Origin of the sequence: Peribacillus kribbensis DSM 17871, from assembly GCF_000430765.1 — a bacterium.
Taxonomy (GTDB): domain Bacteria; phylum Bacillota; class Bacilli; order Bacillales; family DSM-1321; genus Paraperibacillus; species Paraperibacillus kribbensis.
On record NZ_KE387239.1, the window covers coordinates 279,465 to 305,074 of the forward strand.

Consider the following 25,610-nt stretch of genomic DNA (forward strand, 5'->3'; position numbering starts at 1 on the left):
AGCAGTAAATGAGGAGGATTGAAATGAGAGAAGCAGTAATTGTAGCTGGAGCCAGAACAGCAGTCGGAAAAGCAAAAAAGGGGACGCTGGCCAATGTGCGGCCGGACGACTTAGGTGCGCTGACAGTAAAGGAAACGTTAAAGCGCGCGGGAAACTATGAAGGCAATATAGATGATTTGATCATTGGATGCTCCATGCCGGAAGCGGAGCAGGGTTTGAATATGGCACGGAATATTGGGGCTCTTGCAGGTCTTCCTCATACAGTCCCTGCGGTTACAATCAACCGCTACTGCTCCAGCGGCCTTCAGACCATCGCATATGGAGCTGAGCGGATCATGCTCGGACATTCGGACACAGTTATTGCAGGCGGTGCAGAATCCATGAGCATGGTTCCGATGATGGGCCATGTGACACGGCCGAATATCAAACTTGCCGAATCCGCACCAGAATATTATATGGGTATGGGGCATACAGCTGAGGAAGTGGCCAAAAAATACGGAATCAGCAGGGAAGACCAGGATGCTTTTGCGGTCAGGAGCCATCAGAAAGCTGCTAAAGCCATTGCGGAAGGAAAGTTTGAGGACGAAATTGTTCCTGTGGATGTGACTCTCCGCAGTATCGGTGCAGACAATAAGCCGAAGGAAAAGAAGGTTGTTTTTTCTCAGGATGAGGGGGTCCGCCCGGATACAACAATTAACGTCCTAAGCAAGCTGAGACCGGCATTTAATGTCCGAGGATCGGTTACTGCCGGCAATGCGTCCCAGACAAGTGACGGAGCAGCGGCGGTCATGGTCATGGACCGTGACAAGGCATATTCGCTTGGTCTTAAGCCAATGGGCAAATTCCGCTCATTTGCTGTAGCTGGTGTTCCGCCAGAGGTGATGGGGATCGGTCCCATCGCAGCCATTCCGAAGGCATTGAAGCTTGCAGGCTTGGAGCTCTCTGATATAGGGCTGTTCGAATTGAATGAAGCCTTCGCATCCCAGTCCATCCAAATCATCCGCGAGCTTGGCCTGAATGAAGAGATTGTCAATGTAAATGGAGGAGCCATTGCTCTTGGCCATCCACTTGGCTGTACAGGTGCGAAACTGACGCTTTCTCTTCTTCATGAAATGAAACGGAGAAATCAGCAGTTTGGGATTGTGACAATGTGTATTGGCGGCGGCATGGGGGCTGCAGGAGTATTTGAACTTTTAGCTTAATAATAAAAGGAAAAGTGGAGAGGAGAAGGAAAATGAGCGTAAATCAAACACCAGAAGCTGTTAAAGGTGGAAGTTTTTTAATAGACGATATTTCTTATGAGCGTGTGTTTACTCCGGAGGATTTTACAGATGAGCAGATTATGATTGCTAAAACCACGGAGGAGTTTGTAGCAAATGAGGTCCTTCCGGTTGTGGAAAATCTGGAAAATCATGAATTTGAACATTCTGTAAGGCTTTTGAAGGAAGCTGGGGAAATCGGCCTTTTGGGCGCGGATGTGCCGGAGGAGTACGGCGGTCTTGGTCTTGATAAAGTCAGCTCCGCACTGATTGCTGAAAGAATGTCCCGGGCAGGCGGCTTCTCCATCTCCCACGGAGCCCACGTAGGAATCGGATCATTGCCGATCGTCCTTTTCGGCAATGAAGAGCAGAAGCAAAAATACCTTCCTGTCCTTGCTACAGGGGAAAAGCTTGCTGCATATGCATTGACTGAGCCAGGTTCAGGATCTGATGCGCTGGGAGCAAAAACAACAGCAAAATTGAACGCGGAAGGCACACATTATGTGCTTAATGGAGAAAAACAGTGGATTACGAATGCAGGATTTGCAGATGTATTTGTCGTCTATGCAAAAATCGACGGTGAACACTTCTCTGCCTTCATTGTGGAGCGTGAATTCCCTGGAGTCTCAACCGGGGCAGAGGAAAAGAAAATGGGAATCAAGAGCTCTTCCACACGAACACTCATCCTCCAGGATGCCCAGGTACCGAAAGAAAATTTATTGGGTGAAGCAGGCAGAGGGCATGTGATTGCCTTCAATATTTTGAATATTGGCCGCTATAAGCTGGGGGTAGGCGCTGTCGGAGGATCCAAGCGTGCGTTTGAACTCACTGTACAATATGCGAACCAGCGCCAGCAGTTTAAGACGCCGATCTCTTCCTTTAATCTGACTAGAGAGAAGCTTGCAACCATGGCGGCGAAGACGTACGCTGCAGAAAGCTCTGTGTGGCGTACGGTCGGCCTCTTTGAAGACCGCATGAGCAGGCTGTCAGAGGAAGAGGTTAAGAACGGAAAGGCTGTTGCAGACTCTATCGCAGAATATGCAATTGAGTGCTCCCTGAATAAATTCTTCGCTACAGAAGTCCTTGATTATCTAGTGGATGAAGGCGTACAGATCCATGGCGGATACGGGTTCATGGCTGAGTATGAAATTGAGCGTGCATACCGCGACTCCAGGATCAACCGGATCTTTGAAGGAACCAATGAAATCAACCGCCTGCTTGTGCCTGGTACTTATATTCGAAAAGCGATGAAAGGTGAGCTTCCGCTATTCCAAAAAGCCCAGGCCCTTCAGGAAGAGCTTATGATGATGATGCCGGAGGAGCCGGGTGACGAGCCGCTGGCACAGGAAAAATACTTGGTTGGAAATGCTAAGAAGATCGGCCTCCTTGCTGCAGGTCTGGCTGCACAGAAATATGGAAAGGCTCTTGAGAAGGAACAAGAAATCTTAGTGAATATTGCTGATATCATTTCACTTGGATATGCAATGGAATCAGCAGTGCTGCGAACTGAAAAGGCCATTGCAAAATCCGGAGCTGAGAAGAACAGCCAGAAGCTGCTGTATACACAGATTTTCTGCCAGGAAGCATTCAATCTGATTGAACAGCATGCAAAGGAAACACTGGTTGCTGTGGAACAGGGAGATTCCTTGAGAATGCTGATTTCCGCTCTGCGTAAATTAACAAGGCATACACCGATCAATGTCATTGCCAAAAAGCGTGAAGCAGCTGAAAAGCTTGTAGAAGCAGAAAAATATATCGTATGATGACACAGGGAACCCTTTGATGACAGGGTTCCCTTAGTTTTGCCGGACAAACCGCTGTCCTTTTCCGCCTTTTTATGGAAAAATGGATGAGAGTGCGGAAGATGGTTCATACTTATCAAACCGAGGTGATGAAATGGCAGAAATCAGCGAAAGCAGCCTGACGTTTTACTGGTATCCAAAATGCGGGACCTGCCGTAAAGCAAAGAAGTGGCTGGATGAGCATTGCATATCGTATGTGGAAAAGCATATTGTAGAGGAACCGCCGTCCAAAGAGCAGATTGAGGATCTGCATAAAAAGAGCGGACTAGAACTGAAAAAATTCTTTAATACAAGTGGAATGAAGTATAAAGAGCTTGGTTTAAAGGATACAGTTAAGACCGCTTCTGAAACGGAGCTTTATGAACTGCTGGCCTCTGATGGGATGCTGCTGAAAAGACCCATCCTGACAGATGGAAGCAGGGTTACCGTGGGATTTAAAGAAGAGGATTTTGAAAAAATGTGGCTTTAAGAATTTGTACATAGGCATGGCCATTTCTATTATGTTAATATTGAAAATATAGAAAAAATATCGATATGGGGTCATGTCTCATACATATGGAGGGAATACGATGAATACACCAAAGGATTTACGTTATTCTGAAGAACACGAATGGGTTAAAATAGAAGGAGAACAAGTCCGCATAGGAATTACGGATTTTGCTCAGTCTGAATTAGGCGATATCGTGTTTGTTGAGCTTCCAGAGCCAGGAACTGAAATTCAGGCAAACGAGCCATTTGGCAGCGTTGAGTCTGTAAAAACAGTTTCGGAGCTTTATGCGCCTATCAGCGGTAAAATTGTTGAAGTGAATGAAGAACTAAGCGACAGCCCTGAATTCGTGAATGAATCTCCATATGAGAAAGCATGGATGGTCGTCATCGAGCCATCAGATGCGGCTGAAGCTGAAAAATTAATGGATGCAGAAGCATACGCAGCCATGATAAGTGAAGACTGATTAATTTCGAAGGCTCAATAGTTTGGGCCTTCTTTTGTTTAATATTGTAAAGTAAGAATTATCTAATTTGCCCATAACATATTCCGGATGCAGAAGTTTTTAATCTGTGTTTAAGGGAAAAGTAAAGACAATTCATACATTTACTCTCATATGTTAACTTGAGCACTTTTCTATATAATAGACTAATCAGCCCAGGGTGATGAAAATGGAAATTGGACAAATTGAAAAGGTTATAATAGTGGAAGGAACCTCCGACAAGAAAAAGGTAAAGGGAGTTCTTAAGGATCCAGTGGATATTATCTGCACGAATGGAACAATTTCAATTTCTAAGCTTGAAGAGATTATGGATGAGCATTATGGGAAGGAAGTATATATACTTGTTGATGCCGATGAAGCAGGGGAAAAGCTCAGAAAACAGTTCAAGAGAGAATATCCTGAGGCCATTCACCTGTACATTGATAAAGCATACAGGGAAGTAGAAAATGCTCCTGCTCATCATATTGCAACTGTGCTGCTGAGTGCTAATATAGATGTGAACGCTGAATATTTAGAGCAAAGGATGTACAATGGGTAATGAACGACTGGAATAAACATGAATTTTCGGAAGCAGTAGAAGCACAAAAGACCTTTTGCTTTTACTTATACACGCCTCTTTGCGGGACCTGCCAGGTAGCCTCTAAGATGCTGGGGGTAATCGAAACATTACTGCCTCGTCTGCTCCTGGGCAAGGCTAACCTGAACTATACAAAAGAAATTGCGGGAGCATATAAAATAGAGAGTGTTCCCTGCCTGTTAACATTTAAAGAGGGAAAGTTGATTCAAAAGACATATGCTTTTCATTCTGTTACACATTTATACGAGGATCTAAGGAAACTCGCTTGAAACACCCGCTATGGGTGTTTTTATTTTCCCTGCACTAACCAAATAGAATTTCATACATATAGAAGAAAGGTGGAAAATAAATCTGAATTTTTAAAATATATTATTGATGTTTGGATTTCCCTGTGTTATATTCCTATTAATTCCATAGGAATTATTAAATTAAAGGAGTGGGATGAATGAGCGAGAACCTGCACTTTGAGACATTGAGCATCCATGGCGGATTAAAAAAAGATTCGATAACGGGAGCAAGAGCTGTTCCCATTTATCAGAACAATGCCTACTTATTTAAGGACACGGAGCATGCGGCCAACTTATTCGGTCTGAAGGAAGAAGGCTATATTTATACCCGGATTCATAATCCGACTGTTTCTGTTTTCGAAGAAAGAGTGGCTCTCCTCGAAGGCGGGATTGGAGCTCTAGCAGCAGCGAGCGGCATGGCTGCCATTACTCTGGCTGTCCTGAACCTTGCAGGGGCAGGTGACGAAATCGTGTCATCTTCGACTCTTTATGGAGGAACCTACAATCTATTTGCCAATACACTCCCCAAATATGGAATAAAGGTACGATTTGTGGATGGCGATGATCCGGAAAATTTCCGTGCAGCCATTCGGGATAATACAAAGGCAGTCTTTGCTGAAACAATTGGAAATCCAAGCCTTTCTGTTCTGGATATTGAGAGAACAGCAGAAATTGCCCATGAAGCAGGCATACCATTTATAGTCGATAATACCTTTGCCACCCCGTATCTATGCCGTCCCATTGAATTCGGAGCAGATATTGTGGTGCACTCTGCTACCAAATGGCTGCTTGGAAATGGCACCACCCTGGGAGGCATCATTGTCGATGGAGGAAAGTTTGACTGGAATTCCAAGAAATTCCCGGAGTTCACCACTCCTGATCCCAGCTATAACAATTTAGTCTATAGTGAAGCACTTGGATCAGCCGCCTACATAGCCAAAGCAAGAGTGCAGCTTCTCAGAGACCTGGGTCCGGCCTTAAGCCCCCATAATGCTTTCCAATTCGCACTCGGTCTTGAAACCCTCCATGTCAGGATGAAGGAGCACATTGCCAATACAAAAAAAGTGGTTTCATATTTAAAACAGCACCCTGCCGTAGAATGGGTTTCTTATCCCGGAGATGAATCCCATCCAGCTAAGAACCTCGCAGATAAATATCTCCCAAAAGGTGCAGGCGCTGTCGTGATCTTCGGCATCAAAGGAGGAAGAGAAGCGGGTGCCCGCTTAATTAACTCTGTAGAGCTCTGGTCACACGTAGCAAATGTCGGAGACGCCAAAAGCCTCATCATCCACCCGGCAAGCACCACCCACCAGCAGCTGGGGAAAGAAGATCTAGAAGCCTCCGGAGTAACCGAAGACCTCGTCCGGATCTCAGTAGGAATCGAAAACCACCAAGACCTCATCAACGACCTCGAACAAGCCATAAAAAAAGCGACGGGGGTGACAAGTAAAGCGGAAAGCGGTGCCTTCCAGATCTAAAATTATTGGGCGAACCATGTATAGTCTAGATATATTGGAAAATGAACCTAATTAGGAAGGAAGAGGCCCGACAAGCATAAGACGAGCAGGCCGTGGGAAGCGGTTTTCTTCCCATGGACTGATTGGCTTATGACTCGAGGGTCTCAGCTTGGAGCTGGAACGGAGTAAAGCGGAGGACGGTGCTTTTCAAATATAACGAAATTGAGGCAGGATGTTCAGGGTCAATCTGTCCGAGTAGATCTGCCTTCGGACAACTTTGAGATGATTCCAAGATAACCTGTCCGAAGTGGGTCTGTGTTCGGACAACTTCCGGATGAATCCAAGCCAACTTGTCCGAAGTGGGTCTGTGTTCGGACAACTTCCGGATGAATCCAAGCCAACTTGTCCGAAGTGGGCCTGTGTTCGGACAACTTCCGGATGAATCCAAGCTAACTTGTCCGAAGTGAGTCTGTGTTCGGACAGTTTCAGATGATTCCAAGATAACCTGTCCGAAGTGGGTCTGTGTTCGGACAACTTTCAGATGAATCCAAGCCAACCTGTCCGAAGTAGGTCCGTGTTTGGACAACTTTGAGAAGAATCCCACCCAACCTGTCCGAAGTGGGGTTTGTGTTCGGACAGGTTTCAGATGATTCCATCCCAACCTGTCCGAAGAGGGTCTGCCTTCGAATATCAAGCTCTCACCATCCAAAAACTGTGCAAAGTAAAAAAAATAATAGGCAAAGCTTCCATAAGGCAGCTCTTTTAAGCGGCTAAAATCCCACTAGCCGCTTTATTTACTTGTGCAATGATGTGTCTCCTGCAAAATAGCCTTTAAAATATTTTTAAAAATAAAAAATTTTATTATTGACGACAGGTAAGTAAAATGCTAGAATCTCATTTATGTGATCCGATTTTGCTATTATACGATAATAATTGAATATACGATTGATTGCTCTTATTGCGAGAGGTGGAGGGATGTGCCCTATGAAACCCGGCAACCGGCAAGGTTTTTCCTTGAAAAGGTGCCAATTCACACAAAGCTTATGGCTTTGGGAAATGAGAGAAAGGTTAACTGTAAAATTGCGCCTTTCTGTTATTTCAACAGAAAGGCTTTTATTTTGCAGAAATAGGATAGGTCCAGCAGGGGAAGGGACATAATTTAAAGACAAAAAGAGGTGATTACATGATTTCACTATCAAATGTAAGCAAGATTTACAAATCAAAGCTTAAAGGAAGCCAGCCGGTTAAGGCTGTCCAGAATATAGATTTGGATGTAGACAAGGGTGAAATTTTCGGCATCATTGGATACAGCGGTGCGGGGAAAAGTACATTGATCCGGATGCTGAATGGTTTGGAGGCACCTACAGATGGCAGCATATCTGTCGCAGGGCGGGAAATGTCAAAAATCCGCGGATCGGAGCTTCGAAAGGCCCGCCAGGAAATCAGTATGATTTTTCAGCACTTTAATCTGCTATGGTCCAGAACGGTAAGAGAGAACATTGCCTTTCCGTTAGAAATCGCGGGCGTTTCGAGGGAACAGCGATTAAATAGAGTAGATGAATTAATTAAGCTTGTCGGATTGGAAGGCAGGGAAGATGCGTATCCATCCCAGCTGAGCGGCGGCCAGAAACAAAGGGTTGGAATCGCAAGGGCCCTGGCCAATAATCCGAAGGTCCTTTTATGTGACGAAGCGACTTCAGCACTTGACCCGCAGACTACTGATTCGATTTTGGACCTTCTTCAGGATATCAATGAGCGCCTTGGATTAACCATTGTACTCATCACTCATGAAATGCATGTTATCCGGAAGATCTGCCACAGAGTGGCTGTCATGGAAGGCGGTCAGGTCGTAGAGCTTGGCAAGGTGCTGGACGTATTTAAACATCCGGAAAAGCCAATCACTAAACGTTTTGTTCAGCAGATCACAGAACCTGAGGAAACTAAGGATACAATCAGCCATCTTGCTGCCGAATTTGGCCAAGGCATGGTTATCCAGCTTTCCTTTGCAGGGGATGACGCTGAAAAACCTGTCATTACTCATTTGATCCGTCATTTTGATGTAGAAGTGAATATTCTTCAAGGAAAAATATCACCGACACAAAACGGTTCATATGGAACATTGTTTATCCACATGCTGGGCGATGAGGCAGAAGTCAGCCGGGCCATGGCTTATCTAAATGAAAGCAAGATCGGAATAGAGGTGATTGAAAATGCTTGAAAAGTTATTTCCGAATGTTGACTGGGCCATCCTTCTCCAAGAAACCCTTACTACATTATATATGACAGGCATTTCGGTCGTGGCCACCTTTATTCTGGGAATCATCCTTGGGTTGCTATTATTTCTGACAGGGAAGGGGAATATTTGGGAGAACAGGCCGGTTCATTTAATCATCGGTGCCTTTGTTAATATATTCCGGTCTATACCATTCATTATCCTGATCGTCCTGCTAATTCCTTTTACAAAGGCCATTGTAGATACGATGATCGGGCCTAAAGCGGCTCTTCCTGCACTGATTGTAGGAGCGGCTCCTTTCTATGCGAGAATGGTGGAAATTGCTCTTCGTGAAATCGATAAAGGCGTTATTGAAGCTGCCAGGTCTATGGGTGCGAGAGTAACGACTATTATCTGGAAGGTCCTGATCCCGGAATCCCTGCCAGCGCTTGTGTCAGGGATTACCGTTACAGCGATAGCCCTGGTTGGCTATACGGCCATGGCTGGTGTGGTTGGAGCTGGAGGGCTTGGAAACCTTGCCTACCTGGATGGTTTCCAGCGCAGCCGTAATGATGTTACGTTTGCGGCTACAGTTGTAGTGTTAATTATTGTGTTTATCATCCAATTTATTGGAGATGCTATAACATCAAAATTAGATAAAAGATAAGGGGACAAGCATTATGAAAAAATATGTAAGCTTAGCATTAGCTCTTGTAATTTCTGTTGTTCTTGCTGCCTGCGGCACTGGCAACGGGAACTCAGGCAGTAAAGGTAATGAGAAGACATTAACAGTTGGGGCATCCAATGTTCCGCATGCAGAAATCCTTGAACAAGCCAAGCCTATCCTAAAGGATAAAGGCATTGACCTGAAAATTGTAAAATATCAAGATTATATTATGCCGAATAAAGCTCTTGCTGAAGGCGATCTTGATGCTAACTATTTCCAGCACATCCCTTACCTCAAGGCTCAAATGAAAGAAAACGGCTATAAATTTGCGAATGCCGGCGGTATCCATATCGAACCAATCGGTGTGTACTCTAAAAAATACAAGAGTCTGAAGGACCTGCCAAAAGGTGCTGAAATCATCATGAGCAGTTCAGTTGCCGACCATGGCCGTATCCTGTCTATGCTTGAAGCTCAAGGCCTGATCAAATTAAAGAGCGGCATTGACAAAACGACTGCTACTGTTAAAGATATTGTAGAAAATAAGAAGAACCTTAAATTCAAAACAGATATTGAAGCATCTCTTCTTCCTAAGGTATATCAAAACAATGAAGGCGATGCAGTTTTGATTAACTCAAACTATGCGATTGACGCTGGTCTGAATCCTGTAAAAGACGCGATTGCGCTTGAAAACTCAAATTCACCATATGTGAATGTAATCGCAGTTAGAAAGGGCGATGAAGACAAGAAGGAAATCAAAACTCTTGTGGAAGTCCTTCATTCAAAAGAGATCCAGGATTATATCAAAAAAGAATATAAAGGCGCAGTTGTGCCTGTATCTAAATAATTTGAGAAGAAGCGGCCCCCGGGCTGCTTCTTTTTTTATTTGGCTGATTTCTAAAGATGAATGCAGATAGACCTGAGAATCCAAGTAAGTCGGCCGATTTATATAAAATAAAACAGGATAGGGAGAGAGGGTTTGCCCATAATAAGAGGGACTAATTTTACGGGAGTGACAGATTGATGGAACATATACCGCATGTACCGACAAATCCTTCTGAAATGGCGATCAGGGACTATAAGGCCGGCCTGGGGGCTTTTATGAAGAAAATGCCTCAGCTCGCACAGCATTACAATGCATTTACAGAAGCGTGTTTTCAGGAGGGAAGCATCTCCCAAAGAGATAAGCAGCTGATCGCTCTTGGAATCAGCCTCTATTCACAGGACGAATATTGCATCATCTACCATGTTAAGGGCTGCCTGGACCAGGGAGCAACGGAAGAACAGATATTGGAGGCTGTCGGAGTGGCAGCGGCATTTGGAGGAGGAGCAGCCATGAGCCAGGCTGTTACCCTTGTTCAGGATACAATTGAAGATTTTAATGATTCTTCATCCCTATCATGATTGAATACAGCCGGATTCGGGAAGAAAGATAAGGAATACTATAGAATCCAACTTGCAGCAGCGCAGACGCTTTTATATTTAAAATATTCCTATAATATGAGGGAATATGGCTTTTGCAGATTGGAAATCCCAGTGCTACAATATTCGGGTATTAAAAACAGAAAGGATTTGAGACTGATTAATAACTTACACTTGCACGTAACACATGACATGGAAAAAGCTATGCAGCAAAATCATGGAATAGGCTACAGTGAATACAGCCGCAACCTGGATCTTCGTCTTGAAGTAGAAAGGAAACGGGAGAGAAGTTATTCGAAAAGTCATCAAATAACTGAAGAATTAAGCCGGAAAGCACACATTTGACCAATAGGAACCAGCCAGGGGGACCAGGCTGGTTTTTATATATCTTTATAGGTATATCCTCGTAAGTTTGGTTATTGCGTCAAAATTTAAGGGAATTGCGTCTGTTGACCGATAAATGCGTCGAAACTATGGATATTTGCGTCGTTTTCAGTCATAATTGCGGCAGGTACTGCTTCCGCTAAGGGGTATCCAGCTCCAAGCTGAGCCCCTCGAGTCATAAGCCAATCAGTCCATGGGAAGAAAAGCGCTTCCCACGGCCTGCTCGTCTTATGCTAGTCGGAAGGCTGATTTTCAATTTAGTAAGGAAACTCTAATGAATTTGAATGTACATTCTTCCAATAATAAAGCTATATCTGAAAAGCACGTTCTCCGCTTTTAGGGGTATCCAGCTCCAAGCTGAGCCCCTCGAGTCATAAGCCAATCAGTCCATGGGAAGAAAAACGCTTCCCACGGCCTGCTCGTCTTATGCTTGTCGGCTCTCTGCCTTTCAACTATTCTTAGTCAAAAATGAAGTTAGAGCATCATTCTGCTATAATTAATTTTTTAATTGAAAGGCACCGCTTTCCGCTTTTAGAATTTGCCTTGTGTTTGGATTTGTTATAATATTGTAATGAGAATAAATTGAGAATGAAGTTGTTCTCAGAGGGCTTTTAGCCTGATATTCAGATTTGATTTTACATACTCGGACGCTTTCCGGGTTTTTTGAGGTAATTATTTATATCACGGAGGTAATATGATGGCTGGTTCAACTTTAACTATAAAGGATCTGCATGTTGCGATCGAAGATAAGGAAATTTTAAAGGGAGTCAATCTTGAGATTAAGGGCGGAGAAATCCACGCGATTATGGGACCGAATGGTACCGGTAAATCCACTCTTTCTTCTGCAATTATGGGGCACCCTAAATATGAAGTAACCAGTGGTTCGGTTACACTCGATGGTGAAGATGTACTCGAAATGGAAGTAGATGAAAGAGCCCGTGCAGGTCTTTTCCTTGCAATGCAGTATCCGAGTGAGATCACAGGGGTTACCAACGCGGACTTCCTTCGTTCTGCGGTCAATGCGCGCAGAGAAGAAGGCGATGAAATTTCTTTGATGAAGTTCATCCGTACAATGGATAAGCAAATGGACTTCCTTGAAATGGATCAGGATATGGCTCAGCGTTATCTGAATGAAGGTTTCTCAGGCGGTGAGAAAAAGCGCAATGAGATTCTTCAGCTTATGATGATTGAACCTAAAATTGCAATCCTTGATGAAATCGATTCAGGTCTGGATATTGATGCGCTTAAAGTCGTTTCTAAGGGTATTAACGAAATGCGCGGTGAGGAATTCGGATGCTTGATCATCACTCACTACCAGCGTCTGTTAAACTATATTACTCCAGATTTCGTCCATATTATGATGCAGGGAAGAATCGTTAAATCCGGCGGTCCTGAACTGGCTCAGCGCCTGGAAGCAGAAGGCTATGACTGGATTAAACAAGAACTCGGTATTGAAGACGAAACTGTAGGCCAAGAGGCGTAAGGTTAGGAGGATTGCAATGACCACGGAAACTAAACTGCCGTTTGATCAGGAGTATATCAGCTCCTATTCACAGCAAAATAATGAACCAGGCTGGCTGCAGGAGGTCCGCAGAGCCGCTCTTGAAGCGTATGAGAACCTTCCAATGCCGCGCCCGGATAAAACCAAAATAGATAAATGGAATTTCACTCAGTTTTCAGCGCATACTGTTCAGAGCCAGGCTTTCTCTTCCATCGAAGAACTGCCTGAAGATATTAAAGCGCTGATTGACACAGAAGCAGGAAATAAAAATTTATATGTACAGCGAAATCAAACACCTGCGTTTTCCGTGCTTTCCGAGGAACTGAAATCTCAGGGCGTTATTTTTACTGATATTTTTACAGCTGCCCGAGAGCACTCTGATTTGGTTCAGAAGTACTTCATGAAGGACGGAGTAAAAGCGGATGAGCACCGCCTGACCGCTCTGCATGCAGCCTTCCTTAACGGAGGAGTATTTGTATATGTTCCGAAAAATGTAGAAATCAAGGAGCCTGTTCAGGCTGTATTCCTGCATGATGATCCCCAGGCTGCACTGTTCAACCATGTGCTGGTAGTGGCGGAAGATAACAGCCAGCTGACTTATGTAGAGAACTATATTTCTACAACGGGTGAGCCTGGAATCGCAAATATTGTCACAGAGGTTATTGCAAACACAAATGCCCGCGTTGCATACGGGGCGGTGGATAACCTTTCCGCCGGCATTACCACTTATGTGAACCGCCGCGGAAGAGCAGGGCGCGACGCTAAAATTGAGTGGGCATTAGGTCTGATGAATGATGGAAACACGGTTTCTGAGAATGTGACAAACCTTGTGGGAGACGGTTCTTTCGGCGACACTAAGACAGTTGTTGTAGGACGCGGAGAACAGACTCAGAACTTTACAACGAAAATCATCCATTGGGGCAAAAATTCCGAAGGATATATCCTGAAGCATGGCGTTATGAAGGACAGCGCATCATCCATTTTCAATGGAATCGGAAAAATTGAACAAGGTGCGACAAAATCCAATGCCGAGCAGGAGTCCAGAGTATTGATGCTGAGTGAAAAAGCACGCGGCGATGCCAATCCGATTCTATTGATCGATGAAGACGATGTGACAGCCGGCCACGCTGCATCAGTGGGACGGGTCGATCCTGTTCAGCTTTATTACTTGATGAGCCGCGGTATTCCTAAGCAGGAAGCGGAAAGACTTGTCATTCACGGTTTCCTTGCACCGGTAGTAAACCAGCTGCCAATCGAAGCGGTTAAAAAGGGATTGGTAGAGGTTATTGAAAGGAAAGTAAGATAATGAATGCCCATGAAATCAAAAAGTTATTTCCGATATTGGACCAGAATGTGAATGGAAGCCCTCTAGTGTATTTAGACAGCGCAGCTACATCACAAAAGCCGATTTCTGTGATAGAAGAGGTCAGCAAGTATTATCGTGAATATAACTCGAATGTACACAGGGGCGTACACACACTGGGGACTATGGCGACGGACCGGTATGAGGGTGCACGCGAAAAGGTTCGTAAGTTTATCCATGCATCCTCTATCGAAGAAGTTATTTTCACTAGAGGAACCACTACATCCATCAATACCATTGCTGCGAGCTATGCAAGAGCCAGCCTGAAACAGGGAGACGAAATTGTGATATCCTATATGGAGCATCACAGCAATGTCATCCCGTGGCAGCAGGTTGCCAAACAGACGGGGGCCGTGCTTAAATATCTTCCTTTGCAGGAGGACGGCACCATCTCTCTGGATGATGTAAGGAACACGGTCACTGGCAATACTAAAATTGTATCGATCATGTATGTATCCAATGTGCTTGGTGTCATCAATCCGATAAAGGACATTGCCAGGATTGCCCATGAAAATGGGGCTGTCATGGTGGTGGATGGCGCTCAGGCTGCACCGCACTTAAAAGTGGATGTCCAGGATCTGGACTGCGATTTCTTTGCATTCTCTGGACATAAAATGTGCGGCCCGACAGGCATTGGTGTTCTCTATGGGAAGAAGCAGCTTTTGGAAAACATGGAGCCGGTTGAATTTGGCGGTGAGATGATCGACTTTGTGGATCAATATGAGTCCACATGGAAGGAGCTGCCGTGGAAATTTGAAGGCGGCACACCGATTATTGCGGGTGCCATCGGTCTTGGGGCTGCCATTGACTTCCTTGAAAGTATCGGGCTGGATGAGATAGAAGCACATGAACATAAGCTAGCTGCCTATGCTCTGGAACAAATGTCAGGGATCGACGGCATGACCATCTATGGTCCAAAATCTGCTGCACAGCGGGCCGGAGTGATTACGTTTAACCTTTCGGATGTTCATCCCCATGACGTTGCGACGGTTCTGGATGCAGACGGAATTGCCGTGCGTGCCGGACATCACTGTGCCCAGCCATTAATGCGCTGGCTGAAGGTGTCTGCCACAGCAAGGGCAAGCTTTTACCTATATAATACTGAGGAAGATATCGATAAGCTGGTACAGGGACTTGTCAAAACAAAGGAGTATTTCAGCAATGTCTTTTAATAATTTAGATACATTGTATCGTCAGGTGATCATGGACCATTACAAAAATCCCCGAAATAAAGGGATCCTGGATAATGGGAATCTTACGGTTGATATGAATAATCCTACCTGCGGTGACCGGATTCGCTTAACGATGAATGTAGACGGAGGAGTCGTAAAGGATGCCAAGTTTGAAGGTGAAGGCTGCTCCATCTCTATGTCATCCGCATCGATGATGACCCAGGCTGTTAAAGGCAAAGATATAGATACTGCCCTTAAGTTGTCATCCATCTTTTCGGAGATGATGCAGGGAAATGAATATGATGAAGATATTGATCTTGGCGATATAGAGGCACTTCAGGGGGTATCAAAGTTTCCTGCTAGAATCAAGTGTGCCACCCTGGCATGGAAGGCCATGGAAAAGGGCCTGAAGGAAACAAAATAACAGCAGCCGGAGGCTTTGGCTTCCGGCCCAGGAATGGAGGAAAAGAGCAATGGCTAAAAAGATGCCTGAGATCGGGGATTACAAATACGGCTTTTCTGATAGAGATGTATCGATCTTCCGTTCAAAACGCGGTCTGACCAGGGAAATCGTTGAAGAAATTTCCCGCATGAAAAGTGAACCACAATGGATGCTTGATTTCCGTCTGAAATCATTAGAGCATTTTTATAATATGCCAATGCCTCAATGGGGCGGTGACTTAAACAGCCTGAACTTTGATGAAATTACGTACTATGTAAAGCCATCCGAGAAGTCTGAAAAGTCTTGGGATGAAGTTCCAGATGAAATCAAGCAGACGTTTGATAAGCTTGGAATCCCTGAAGCAGAACAGAAATACCTTGCGGGTGTATCTGCTCAATATGAATCAGAGGTTGTTTACCACAATATGAAGGAAGATCTTGAAGCAATGGGAATTGTTTTCAAGGATACAGATTCTGCTTTGAAGGAAAATGAAGAAATCTTCCGTGAGCATTGGGCAAAAGTAATTCCTCCGACTGATAATAAGTTTGCTGCCCTTAACTCTGCAGTGTGGTCTGGCGGATCATTCATTTATGTTCCAAAGGGTATTAAGGTGGATACGCCATTACAGGCCTATTTCCGCATTAACTCTGAAAACATGGGACAATTCGAACGTACCCTGATCATTGTGGATGAGGATGCAAGCGTGCATTACGTTGAGGGATGTACAGCTCCTGTATATACGACTAACTCCCTTCACAGTGCGGTCGTTGAGATCATCATTAAAAAGGGCGCATACTGCCGCTATACAACGATTCAAAACTGGGCAAACAACGTATTTAACCTGGTTACAAAGCGTGCGGTATGTGAGGAAAATGCGACAATGGAATGGATTGACGGGAATATCGGCTCCAAGCTGACTATGAAATATCCAGCCGTGATCCTGAAGGGTGAAGGCGCCCGAGGCATGACTCTTTCCATCGCGATTGCAGGAAAAGGCCAGCACCAGGATGCCGGAGCAAAAATGATCCACTTAGCTCCAAACACATCTTCAACCATCGTGTCAAAATCAATTTCTAAACAGGGCGGGAAGGTTACCTACCGCGGAATCGTCCACTTCGGCCGCAAAGCAGAAGGTGCCCGCTCAAACATTGAGTGTGATACATTAATCATGGACAATAGTTCCACTTCTGATACCATTCCTTATAATGAGATCTTGAATGACAATATCTCCCTTGAGCACGAAGCGAAAGTGTCTAAGGTATCTGAGGAGCAATTATTCTACCTGATGAGCCGCGGAATTTCCGAGCAGGAAGCAACTGAAATGATCGTAATGGGCTTCATCGAGCCATTTACAAAAGAACTTCCTATGGAATATGCCGTTGAAATGAACCGTCTGATCAAGTTTGAGATGGAAGGATCTATTGGTTAATCCTCTAAAACACTGTTATATAAACGTTTGAGAGTATTTGATAATGCAAGGAAAAATGAATGTGCCGATTTTGTGCCGATTCAGGGTTTCTTTGCAGTGTAGGAGGCGAACTTTTTAAGTTCGTCTTCTTCTATTTTTTCGGTAATATCCAAATATGTATCAGCTGTTGTTTTAATCGTTTTGTGCCCTAATCGTTGTGATACGTATTTAATACTAGCCCCAGATTCAAGCAGAAGCACTGCATGTGTATGCCTAAATCCGTCCGTGCCTTTATATTCTACACCGGCGGCTTTTGCACAGTAATCACGAATCGAATCTCGAACAGTTGAAGGCGTTAAGTAGTTCCCTAGATAATTTTGAAAAATGATGCCATCCTTATTTATTTGGAAGCCCTCGTAACTTAAAATCATTTCGTTTTGCTTTAATTTAAATTTCCTTAATTCATGTACTAATTCTTCTTCCATTTGGATTGTACGATAAGAAGATGAATTTTTTAGCGTGGTGATTTTCACTTCATTGTTATCAGTTCTTCTTGTCTGTTTATTTACCGATATTTTATTTCCATCAATATCTGACCACTTTAATGCTAGGGCTTCACTGATACGTAAACCTGTCCTACTTAAAAAATACATTAGCATATAGTAAAGTTGATATTCTGGAAACCGTTGATATTTATAGGACATCATGTACTCCAAAAGAATATTTAGTTCTTTAAGGCTGAAATATTTCACATCTTTCTTCAATGCTACACTGTCCTGCACAGGGACTTTTAAAGCAGGATTCTTTTCCAGCACTACTAACTCGTGTACGGCATAGTGGAATATACTTTTTAAAACGGAAAGGTACCTCAACCTTAGGATACTCAGTAATGACCTGGTGTTCCTCACCAGCCATTTAACGGAAAGTGGACAAGCTGTATTCACGGCAATTCAAAAAGAAGGATGATGAATACAAATCGTTGTAGCAGAATGGAAAACGAAGGCTGAAATGATACCTTTGATCAATTCTTTCGCTTTTACATCCCAAAAAATTTTCAATCCACAGTAGGGGTTATCAGGTTCAACCATTTTTATAAGGTGATTTTCCTGTAGGGAGATTTTTTAGTCACTAAACTAATGTACATTTTTTACGAATCTGTCCATAAAGACACATCATTTTTTCCATTAACATATTATAAACAGATAAGGGGGGTTTGTACAAAATGAAGCCAATGATAGTTTCAGAGATTCTTCCTATTATTGATGGTCAATTAACAATAGGATCAGAAAAAATAGAAATTCTTTATGGTGCCTATCGTTTAAAGCAGATAAAAAGGTCAAATACCATTTTTTTTCTAAGAAAAAGTGTAAAGTTAGTAGATTTGAATAAATTAAATAAGTATGCTCCGTTAGTTATTGTGACTGAACATTTTTATGACAATGTAGAAGATGAAAACCTTTTAGCCATTATTAAAGTAAATGATATAGAAGCTGCCTTTTGGAAGTTCATCCGTTTTTATCGTAACCAGTTCCAGATTCCAATTGTTGCCGTTACAGGTACTTCGGGGAAAACCACGACAAAGGAAATGATCAAACATATTCTAAGGTCCAAACTAAATGTTCAAGCAACAGGGTTCAGCAATAATTCACGCACAGCCCATATAAGTTACTTATTAGGAATTGATGAGTCTACGGAGGTTGCTGTGTTCGAAACGGCTGTTGGTCAACCAGGGGACATATCTCATGCTTGTCAATATTTTCAACCGACAATGGGAGTTATCACAAATATCGGTAGCCATCATTTAAATACCTGTAGGACGAAGGAGGGGTATATTAAGGCAAAGGGTGAACTGATTGATTCTTTACCGGATGAGGGAGTATTGTTTCTAAATTTTGATGATGAAAATACCAGAAAGTTGAGCTTAGCTAATTTTTCAGGAAGAGTGGTTACATTTGGCTTGACTGAGCATGCCCAATACCAAGCGACTAATATTAGATATTCAAAAAATGGAATGGAGTATACTTTGAATGTTGGCACTAACCAATATGATGTATACGTTCCGGGATTTGGGGAGAACCAGGTTTACAATTCGTTAGCTGCCTTAGCTGTCGCTAATGAGATTGGTGTCTCTTTGCCAGATGGAATTAATCAGTTGACGTCCTTTAAAAATTTGCCGAGGCATTTAGAACAGTGTAGAGGAATTAAAGGCTCAACGATTCTTGATGATTCCTGGAATATAACAAGTACTTCATTAGAATCTGCGGTTAAAGTATTAAATGAACTTTCCAACGGAAGAAAAAGAATCCTTGTTATTGACAGCATGACAGATTTAGGAGCATGGGGAATAATAATGCAAATGGAAGTTGGAAAAATCATTTGTCACTACGGGGTTGATATCCTCATTACAATTGGTTGGCTTGCGGGAAAAACTGGTTCCTATGTCGCGGAGCAAGAAATCGGCTGTGAAGTCCATATGTTTGACGATTTCGGTTACTCTCTAGCCTATAATTTATTAGTTGAAAAAATAGATGAAAATAGTTTGATATTACTAAAAGGAGACATGGTAAGCAGGGGAATGAAGAGGTTAGTGGCAAAATTAAAGGAAAAAAAGGGATCCGATTGAAAAAAGAACTGTAGAATTAGGCAAATATATATATATGATGATGGAGGAAGGGCGCTTAGAAGTTGCTGCTGTAAACACTTATTCAATTTGGAGGTAACATTTTTTAAAAAACGTACTTCAGGAATAAACTTTTATACATTAGGGTGACTTAGTTACACTTATTGATGATTGAGCTTAAGAAATGATTGCGCCGGCAATCATTTTTTGGTTTTAGTTTAAGATCATATAGGACTTTGATGACCTTCATAACCTAAAAGATAATAATAAAAGAGCATAAAATTTTCTTTATTTTATTACTAATGTTCACTTTTCGGTTTTGCCTGTAGTGGTAAAAAAGTTATATTACTTGAAGAGATTGTTTAGTAGTCTGTCTTTTCATAACAAATGCTGTCCGGCTGTACTCAGATGGGGTTTTACAGGAAGTTCCGGTTATCATTGCCCTGTTCCAGCAAGAAAGTGGAGGAAACCCCTTGGACGTAATACAATCATCAAAAAGCATCGGATTACCCCCTAATACCATTACTGCATTTATAGCTTTTACCCAAGCTTTGCACGGCTTCTAGTTAGATCTATATATGCTTCAAAAGCCAATGAGCACGAGCGGAACAACTTCCCGCGCACTTAAGGCATAAACAATTACACCAGTAGCTGTGCCACTAATGTACAAGTGATGGAAGGGTTCCTATGATTCCTCCAACCAAAAGATAATCGTTGAGAGAACAAGACGGAAGAGGCAGCCGTACGAATTTCCAATAACACCCCATTCTTGTAAATTGGAAAGCCATAACCACTGTTTCAAAGACCTCAAAGAATCCTTCTACCCATAGATCGACCACCAACACCAAAGAATGGATATAATCTGTTACCTTTTGCGGTTTTTTAAAAACTGATTTACTTCATTCTCGTTCCAGATAATTCACTACTGTCCATTTAGTTTCCCTTGAATATATATTTTTGCCCACGCAAAACACTTCCAATCTGGGCACTTGTATTGAGTGTACCATTTCGAAGGTGTTTTTTAGTGTCTCAATTTTTTATGTTAGTCAACTTCTAATCAAACGGACGGTTGATCTTTTATAAGGACGATATATGCCTATTTTTAGAACATTTCTTCTCCGTTGTGATTTCTCTGCATATTACTTTGAATACCTTTAAGTCTTCTTCGTCAGTAATACCTAGCTAAATAACAATTATGGTAGTAATTATATAATTCTCATAAAATAGTTATGTATAGGCGGATAGTGCTTAAAAGTCACAAACTATAATATTCACCCTGTTACTTAAACGGTAATTCTTTCAATTTAGCCCAAACCTTTAATGGATAGGTTGAATAACTTGAATTATGACAGGAGGTTAGGATATCTGTAATTTTTCTGAGTGTATGGGAGTGTATGGTTTTGAAATCAATTATTTTTATAGGCACGAACAAAACTGGTTCATCCCTTGAAGGTATAAAAGCTGCAAAAAGGCTTGGTTTTAATGTCCACGTGCTCACTGAAAAAGAAAAATTTTTAACACAAAAGGAGGACTTCTCCGAAATAGATGAGTTTCATCTAGTGGATTTAAAGGATACTGAAAAAATAATAGAGACCATTCTACAGATTCACTCAAAACAATCAATTACCTGTATCATTAGTTTTTTGGATTCCTTTGTACATCTTGCAGCCACATTATCTAATGAATTTTGTCAAACCAATCTTTCAATTGATTCAATGAGAATCATGGAAGACAAATTATTAACAAGACAATTCCTTCATGGTAAGCCTTATTCCCCCATGTATTTTATTTTCAAAAAAAATGACACTATTCCCAACTTGCTCAAACAGGCGAGGGGGAAATTCCCTTTGATTGTAAAATTGCCCCAATCTTGCGGGTCAAAGGATGTTTTTCTTGTTACCTCTGAAAGACAGTTATGGTATCGAATAAAGAATATACAGAAAAAAACTCCGGAGACTGACATACTGATAGAGGAATACCTTGATGGGCCGCAAGTCATTGTAGAAGCAATTGTCCATAAAGGAAACATCAATATTGCAGCAATCATTGAACAGAAAATTACAAAAAGTGAGAGGTTTATTGTTACCGGATACAGTATTTCATCAGAATTAGATCCAGTGTCATATAATTCCCTTATGAGTGTTTCTCATGAAATTATCCGGGATTTAGGGTTAGTGAATGGAAACTGTCATCTTGAGTTAAGATGTGTCAGTGAAAATTGGAAGCTTATTGAAGCAAATCCTCGTATCTCAGGAGGGGTAATGAACAACCTGATAAAAGAGGCATATGGAATAGATTATGCGGAACAAATTATTAAGGTTTATTTGGGCAGTGAGCCAGTATTGACAAGGGACAGAGAAGATACAGTTTGTGCTCATTTTATGACAGTTGACTCAGCTGGGGAACTGATAAAAGTAACAGGAAGAAATCAAGCATCAAACGTGCCTGGTGTTGTAGAAGTATTTATTAAACCGAAAAAAGGGGACTTTTTAATGCCCCCTTTATCGATGGGAAATCGTTGCGGTTATGTATTAGCTAAATGTAGTTCTAAGGCAGAAACAGAGACCATAGCATTAGATGCTGCAAGCTTAATCAAATTTCACATTAAATGAAATGAATGAATATTTTTGAAAAGGAGTATTACAATGCACCGTCACCATGAAGATCATTTATACGACTCGTTAAAATTTAGTTTAGCTGAACAGTATTTTATCAATGATCTTTTTACTAAAGAAAAACTTTTGTTTCTGTTTGATGAGAATGAAAAACCAACTCCGTTTATTCTTTTTAAAAATAGTGGCAATCCTTTTGAAGGGATAGCGTTGACGGGGTATTTCACTTCACCATTTTTTATTTTGAAAAGTGTAGATGAAAAGCACTGTTGTGCTGTCCTCGCTTTACTTGAGCCTGTCGGTATCGATGGATGTACAGTTGAATTTCCCGGCCCTCTTTATTCCCTTTTAGAAACTGACCATTTAATTACAGTGTCTCTAAATCACTTTTGCGGTTTGCAAATATTGCCACGTGAATTAGTCAACCGTCCTATTCCGGATTGTAAACATAACAAGTGTTAATCTTTCCTTGCTTTAGATCAATCATGGATTAAAACGTATTAATGTGTATTACAGTTTCTTCAAATAGCACTAATATTATAAGAAATGTAATGAAGAATGCTGCAGGGAAAAAGCTAACTTATTTTACAGTAATTAAGCACAATAAGCCAAAGTCCTTAATACTTTGGCTTATTACTTCCTTACTGCCTAAGAAATAATTCCGATAAAATGTAAGATTATCCAAGAGAAAACAATAGTTAATCAGTAATTAATAACGAAAAAGCATAATCAAGCAGCATTATGGTTTCATTGTTCCTTACTTCTCGTGAGGGTTCGCCCAGCACAATCGCAAGTACTCTATGATTATTTCTCATAGCAGTAGCAACTAAACAGAAACCTGCTTGTGGCGTATACCCAGTCTTTAACCCATCTGCACCTCTATAGGTTCCTATTAATGGGTTTGTATTTTTTATCGTCTTGGGTGCTTGTCCTATAAAAATTTTTGCTGTAGGCAGACTTGAAATTTGAAGTATTGGTTTCCATTCAATAAGTTTTTGGGAAAGTGTAGCGATATCTCTTGCAGATGAATAATGTTCAGATGAATGCAGCCCATGAGGATTAGTAAAATGAGTATTGACAAGCCCTATTTCTTTAGCTTTTTGGTTCATCTTTTGTACAAATTCTTCTATGCTTGGCTCTGTATGGGCAGCAAGTGCTACTGCAGCATCGTTCCCCGAAGCAATCATAAGCCCCTTTAGCAAATCGTTTACAGAAATAGTGTCGTTATATTTAAGCATTAGTCGTGAACCAATTATAGATTCGGCATAATAATTTATCCTAACATGGTCATTGAGATGAATAGTTTCCTTTTGGACTTCTTCAATGACCAGAAGGGCTGTCATAATCTTAGTAAGGCTGGCGTTCGGCAACCTTTGGTCTGCGTTTTTTTGAAAAAGAATATCTCCGCTGTTTAAGTGAACGAGAATTACTGATTTAGCATTAAGATCATTAATATTGACAAGAATCCCCTTCCCTCTATTTTATCTTATTTTTAACTGGTATTCCTCGCCAATATATGCAGAAAAAATATGTTGGTAACGGCATTTGGCAGATTACAAAAAGATAAATACGACCCGGTTATCTGAAAGTAGTGGAATCTAAAACCATAAAAGGGTAAAAGAGCGAGGGTTTTCCGCTCTTTTATTATTACAAGGGTTACATAGGTTCACAGTTCATCCTAAAGTTACCACTTCCGCACTGTAAACCGGCCGTAATCACTAATGACAAACCATCCAATTCTTGGATGGTTTTAAAACGAAAAAGGGAGTGAAGGCCGGGAGGGTAGTGAAAATTTTTAATGTCAAAGGAACTTTTTTCCTATCATAAAGAAGCCTATAGTTGCAACGCTTTCCTGAATTTTTAATTAAAAAATACAATTTTATTTCACTTTTTAATAGAACCTTATTTTGATTTTTCAATTACCGAGAAATATTATAGTAATATAATTGTCATTTTTGTAATTGATTTTGCAACTCCCTGTTATTTTTTTGCGAAATAATCCATGTTAAGATATGTCTGCAACACAGGAAATGGAAGTCTAAAAATGGTAAATAACATTAAAACAATCATTGCAGTGTGGTTTTAATCAGAGGTCGGAGATTCAGTCCTATTTGACTTATTATTTCTAAAAAAATTATCTTGATATAAGCAGGAGGTACTTATGAAAAAACGTATGATAAAAACAGCAGTAGCAACAACCATTCTATTCTCTGCATTCAGCTTCGAGGTTCCTACCCTACAGGCAACACATAAAGCAGAGGCCGCAACTCTTATACCAAACCCCTATAATAACCAAACTGCCGTAAATGCTAAAGCGCAGGCTATCATAAATACTGCGAAGTCATTAATAGGAAAAGCAACTTACAGTAACACAGTGTATAAAAAGACATATCCATATGAGTTTTCTTGTGCAAGTTATATAAACTTTATCTTTGGACAAAATGGGATTAACCTATCAACATATGATGAAAGTAACTATGCACAAATGGGGTATTACGTCCCAAAAAATCAGTTACAGCCGGGAGACTTAGTGTTCTCTTCCGCAACCCCCGGAGGTAAGATTAACCATGTTGCCATGTATATAGGGAACAACAAAATAATACAGATGGCAGACCCGAAGCAGAATATTTGTATTACCGACATTACTACTACACCTTACTGGATTAATAACTATATAACAGCTAGAAGAGTATTGCCTAGCCTAATGGATGCTAACCCAGCTACATTCGGAGATCACATCTCAGATATAGCATACGGTGAGTTGAATAATGCAAGCAAACTGCCAGCTTCTAGTCTAACACACATCGGTTTCGTGAAGGATGTATTTAATAAGTACAATACCCCTATTAGTGCAACAACTCTAACTGGTCTAATGAGAATGGGTACTACTATCTCAGTCCCATCAAAGCTCCGAAAAGGCGACCTGGTCTTCTTAAGTTCAAATGGGACTACAGCCTATTCTGTAGGCATTTACACAGGAGATACTAGAATAGTTTATGCTTATAACGGTAAGGCGAATACTAGAGTGCTATCAGATTTCCAAAGAGCTGGCGGTGCTAGTCAATTCCTTACAGCAAGACGTATCTCTTATGGTCAGTAGGAGGGGGGCCTTCGGAACCTTGTTCCACCATTCTATGTTTCAATTCTTCAAACCCTCTGAAGCAAGAGGCAAAAACCACGGTAGGGAATTCTAAATGAAGAGTTGTAATATGAAAAAGGGTGGATTTGGCAACAAGAGCGAGGCGACAATGCTTTGGTATTTACACATTTGATACGGGCATAGTATATGTATACAAAGCGATCAATATTTTCAGCAAAACATGTGGTACAATAAAAAATTTTGAACCGACATTCTTATCTGCGGAATTATTTTTCAAAGAACCTGTATCTTTTAATGGATATAGGTTCTTTGTTGATTTTCTCTTCGGAGGCTTCAGCT

At 41.7% G+C, this 25,610-nt stretch carries 23 protein-coding genes, 1 pseudogene and 1 riboswitch; of the genes and pseudogenes, 22 read left to right on the forward strand and 2 right to left on the reverse strand.

From position 1 onward, the window contains the following. The first annotated feature begins 23 nt into the window (after positions 1-23). From H539_RS0117420 to sufB, 17 genes are all read left to right on the forward strand, one after another. The gene (locus H539_RS0117420; RefSeq protein ID WP_026694573.1) at positions 24-1,202 is read left to right on the forward strand and encodes an acetyl-CoA C-acetyltransferase; all 1,179 of its coding nucleotides are present in this window, start codon (positions 24-26) and stop codon (positions 1,200-1,202) included. A gap of 32 nt (positions 1,203-1,234) precedes the next feature. Beyond that, positions 1,235-3,022 carry an acyl-CoA dehydrogenase family protein gene (locus H539_RS0117425; protein WP_026694574.1) on the forward strand — a complete coding sequence of 596 codons (1,788 nt, stop codon included), beginning with the start codon at positions 1,235-1,237 and terminating at the stop codon, positions 3,020-3,022. Positions 3,023-3,155: 133 nt separating this feature from the next. Then, on the forward strand, positions 3,156-3,530 hold the full coding sequence (locus H539_RS0117430; protein ID WP_026694575.1) for an arsenate reductase family protein: 375 nt from the start codon (positions 3,156-3,158) through the stop codon (positions 3,528-3,530). Positions 3,531-3,630: 100 nt separating this feature from the next. Beyond that, positions 3,631-4,014, forward strand: a complete 384-nt coding sequence (gcvH, locus tag H539_RS0117435) for a glycine cleavage system protein GcvH (RefSeq protein ID WP_026694576.1) — start codon at positions 3,631-3,633, stop codon at positions 4,012-4,014. A gap of 205 nt (positions 4,015-4,219) precedes the next feature. Next, on the forward strand, positions 4,220-4,588 hold the full coding sequence (locus H539_RS0117440) for a toprim domain-containing protein (protein WP_026694577.1): 369 nt from the start codon (positions 4,220-4,222) through the stop codon (positions 4,586-4,588). Beyond that, the gene (locus H539_RS0117445; RefSeq protein ID WP_026694578.1) at positions 4,588-4,896 is read left to right on the forward strand and encodes a thioredoxin family protein; all 309 of its coding nucleotides are present in this window, start codon (positions 4,588-4,590) and stop codon (positions 4,894-4,896) included. Before H539_RS0117440 ends, H539_RS0117445 begins: the two co-directional genes overlap by 1 nt. Before the next feature lie 176 nt (positions 4,897-5,072). After that, positions 5,073-6,392, forward strand: a complete 1,320-nt coding sequence (locus H539_RS0117455; protein WP_026694579.1) for an O-acetylhomoserine aminocarboxypropyltransferase/cysteine synthase family protein — start codon at positions 5,073-5,075, stop codon at positions 6,390-6,392. 931 nt (positions 6,393-7,323) lie between these two features. Next, positions 7,324-7,434: riboswitch (SAM riboswitch) on the forward strand. Positions 7,435-7,554: 120 nt separating this feature from the next. Then, entirely contained in the window at positions 7,555-8,589 is a 1,035-nt protein-coding gene (locus tag H539_RS0117465; RefSeq protein ID WP_026694580.1) for a methionine ABC transporter ATP-binding protein, read from the forward strand. Further along, the gene (locus H539_RS0117470) at positions 8,582-9,250 is read left to right on the forward strand and encodes a methionine ABC transporter permease (RefSeq protein WP_026694581.1); all 669 of its coding nucleotides are present in this window, start codon (positions 8,582-8,584) and stop codon (positions 9,248-9,250) included. The genes H539_RS0117465 and H539_RS0117470 overlap by 8 nt, the downstream gene beginning before the upstream one ends. A gap of 13 nt (positions 9,251-9,263) precedes the next feature. Further along, positions 9,264-10,094, forward strand: coding sequence for a MetQ/NlpA family ABC transporter substrate-binding protein (locus tag H539_RS0117475; protein ID WP_026694582.1), 831 nt, complete (start codon positions 9,264-9,266; stop codon positions 10,092-10,094). 176 nt (positions 10,095-10,270) lie between these two features. Beyond that, on the forward strand, positions 10,271-10,651 hold the full coding sequence (locus H539_RS0117480; protein ID WP_026694583.1) for a carboxymuconolactone decarboxylase family protein: 381 nt from the start codon (positions 10,271-10,273) through the stop codon (positions 10,649-10,651). Between the two features lie 222 nt (positions 10,652-10,873). Beyond that, entirely contained in the window at positions 10,874-11,014 is a 141-nt protein-coding gene (locus tag H539_RS33520; protein ID WP_483823618.1) for a YuzK family famiily protein, read from the forward strand. Between the two features lie 736 nt (positions 11,015-11,750). Further along, entirely contained in the window at positions 11,751-12,536 is a 786-nt protein-coding gene (sufC, locus tag H539_RS0117490) for a Fe-S cluster assembly ATPase SufC (RefSeq protein WP_026694584.1), read from the forward strand. A gap of 16 nt (positions 12,537-12,552) precedes the next feature. After that, positions 12,553-13,860: a Fe-S cluster assembly protein SufD gene (gene sufD / locus H539_RS0117495; protein WP_026694585.1), complete on the forward strand. Its 1,308-nt coding sequence runs from the start codon at positions 12,553-12,555 to the stop codon at positions 13,858-13,860. Continuing rightward, positions 13,860-15,089, forward strand: coding sequence for a cysteine desulfurase (locus tag H539_RS0117500; RefSeq protein ID WP_026694586.1), 1,230 nt, complete (start codon positions 13,860-13,862; stop codon positions 15,087-15,089). The genes sufD and H539_RS0117500 overlap by 1 nt, the downstream gene beginning before the upstream one ends. Beyond that, the gene (gene sufU / locus H539_RS0117505; RefSeq protein WP_026694587.1) at positions 15,079-15,513 is read left to right on the forward strand and encodes a Fe-S cluster assembly sulfur transfer protein SufU; all 435 of its coding nucleotides are present in this window, start codon (positions 15,079-15,081) and stop codon (positions 15,511-15,513) included. The genes H539_RS0117500 and sufU overlap by 11 nt, the downstream gene beginning before the upstream one ends. 49 nt (positions 15,514-15,562) lie before the next feature. Then, a complete protein-coding gene (gene sufB, locus H539_RS0117510; protein ID WP_026694588.1) occupies positions 15,563-16,960 on the forward strand; it encodes a Fe-S cluster assembly protein SufB in 1,398 nt (465 codons plus the stop codon). A gap of 80 nt (positions 16,961-17,040) precedes the next feature. Here sufB and H539_RS28955 read toward each other — a convergent pair whose 3' ends face one another. Next, positions 17,041-17,754, reverse strand: coding sequence for a tyrosine-type recombinase/integrase (locus H539_RS28955; RefSeq protein WP_245602210.1), 714 nt, complete (start codon positions 17,752-17,754; stop codon positions 17,041-17,043). A gap of 407 nt (positions 17,755-18,161) precedes the next feature. Here H539_RS28955 and H539_RS0117520 point away from each other — a divergent pair, with 407 nt between their 5' ends. From H539_RS0117520 to H539_RS30240, 4 genes and pseudogenes are all read left to right on the forward strand, one after another. After that, positions 18,162-19,562, forward strand: coding sequence for a Mur ligase family protein (locus H539_RS0117520; protein ID WP_026694589.1), 1,401 nt, complete (start codon positions 18,162-18,164; stop codon positions 19,560-19,562). A 404-nt stretch (positions 19,563-19,966) separates the two neighbouring features. Continuing rightward, positions 19,967-20,086, forward strand: a pseudogene (locus H539_RS32865) (lysozyme family protein); the annotation flags it as partial. Between the two features lie 873 nt (positions 20,087-20,959). Further along, entirely contained in the window at positions 20,960-22,171 is a 1,212-nt protein-coding gene (locus tag H539_RS0117525; protein WP_026694590.1) for an ATP-grasp domain-containing protein, read from the forward strand. A 33-nt stretch (positions 22,172-22,204) separates the two neighbouring features. After that, on the forward strand, positions 22,205-22,633 hold the full coding sequence (locus tag H539_RS30240; protein ID WP_051348656.1) for a CotY/CotZ family spore coat protein: 429 nt from the start codon (positions 22,205-22,207) through the stop codon (positions 22,631-22,633). Between the two features lie 236 nt (positions 22,634-22,869). Here H539_RS30240 and H539_RS28965 read toward each other — a convergent pair whose 3' ends face one another. Continuing rightward, the gene (locus H539_RS28965; RefSeq protein WP_081415933.1) at positions 22,870-23,637 is read right to left on the reverse strand and encodes a serine hydrolase; all 768 of its coding nucleotides are present in this window, start codon (positions 23,635-23,637) and stop codon (positions 22,870-22,872) included. A gap of 695 nt (positions 23,638-24,332) precedes the next feature. On the opposite strand from H539_RS28965, the gene H539_RS28970 reads away from it, so the two are divergent. Next, positions 24,333-25,271 carry a C40 family peptidase gene (locus H539_RS28970; RefSeq protein WP_051348658.1) on the forward strand — a complete coding sequence of 313 codons (939 nt, stop codon included), beginning with the start codon at positions 24,333-24,335 and terminating at the stop codon, positions 25,269-25,271. Positions 25,272-25,610: the final 339 nt, after the last annotated feature.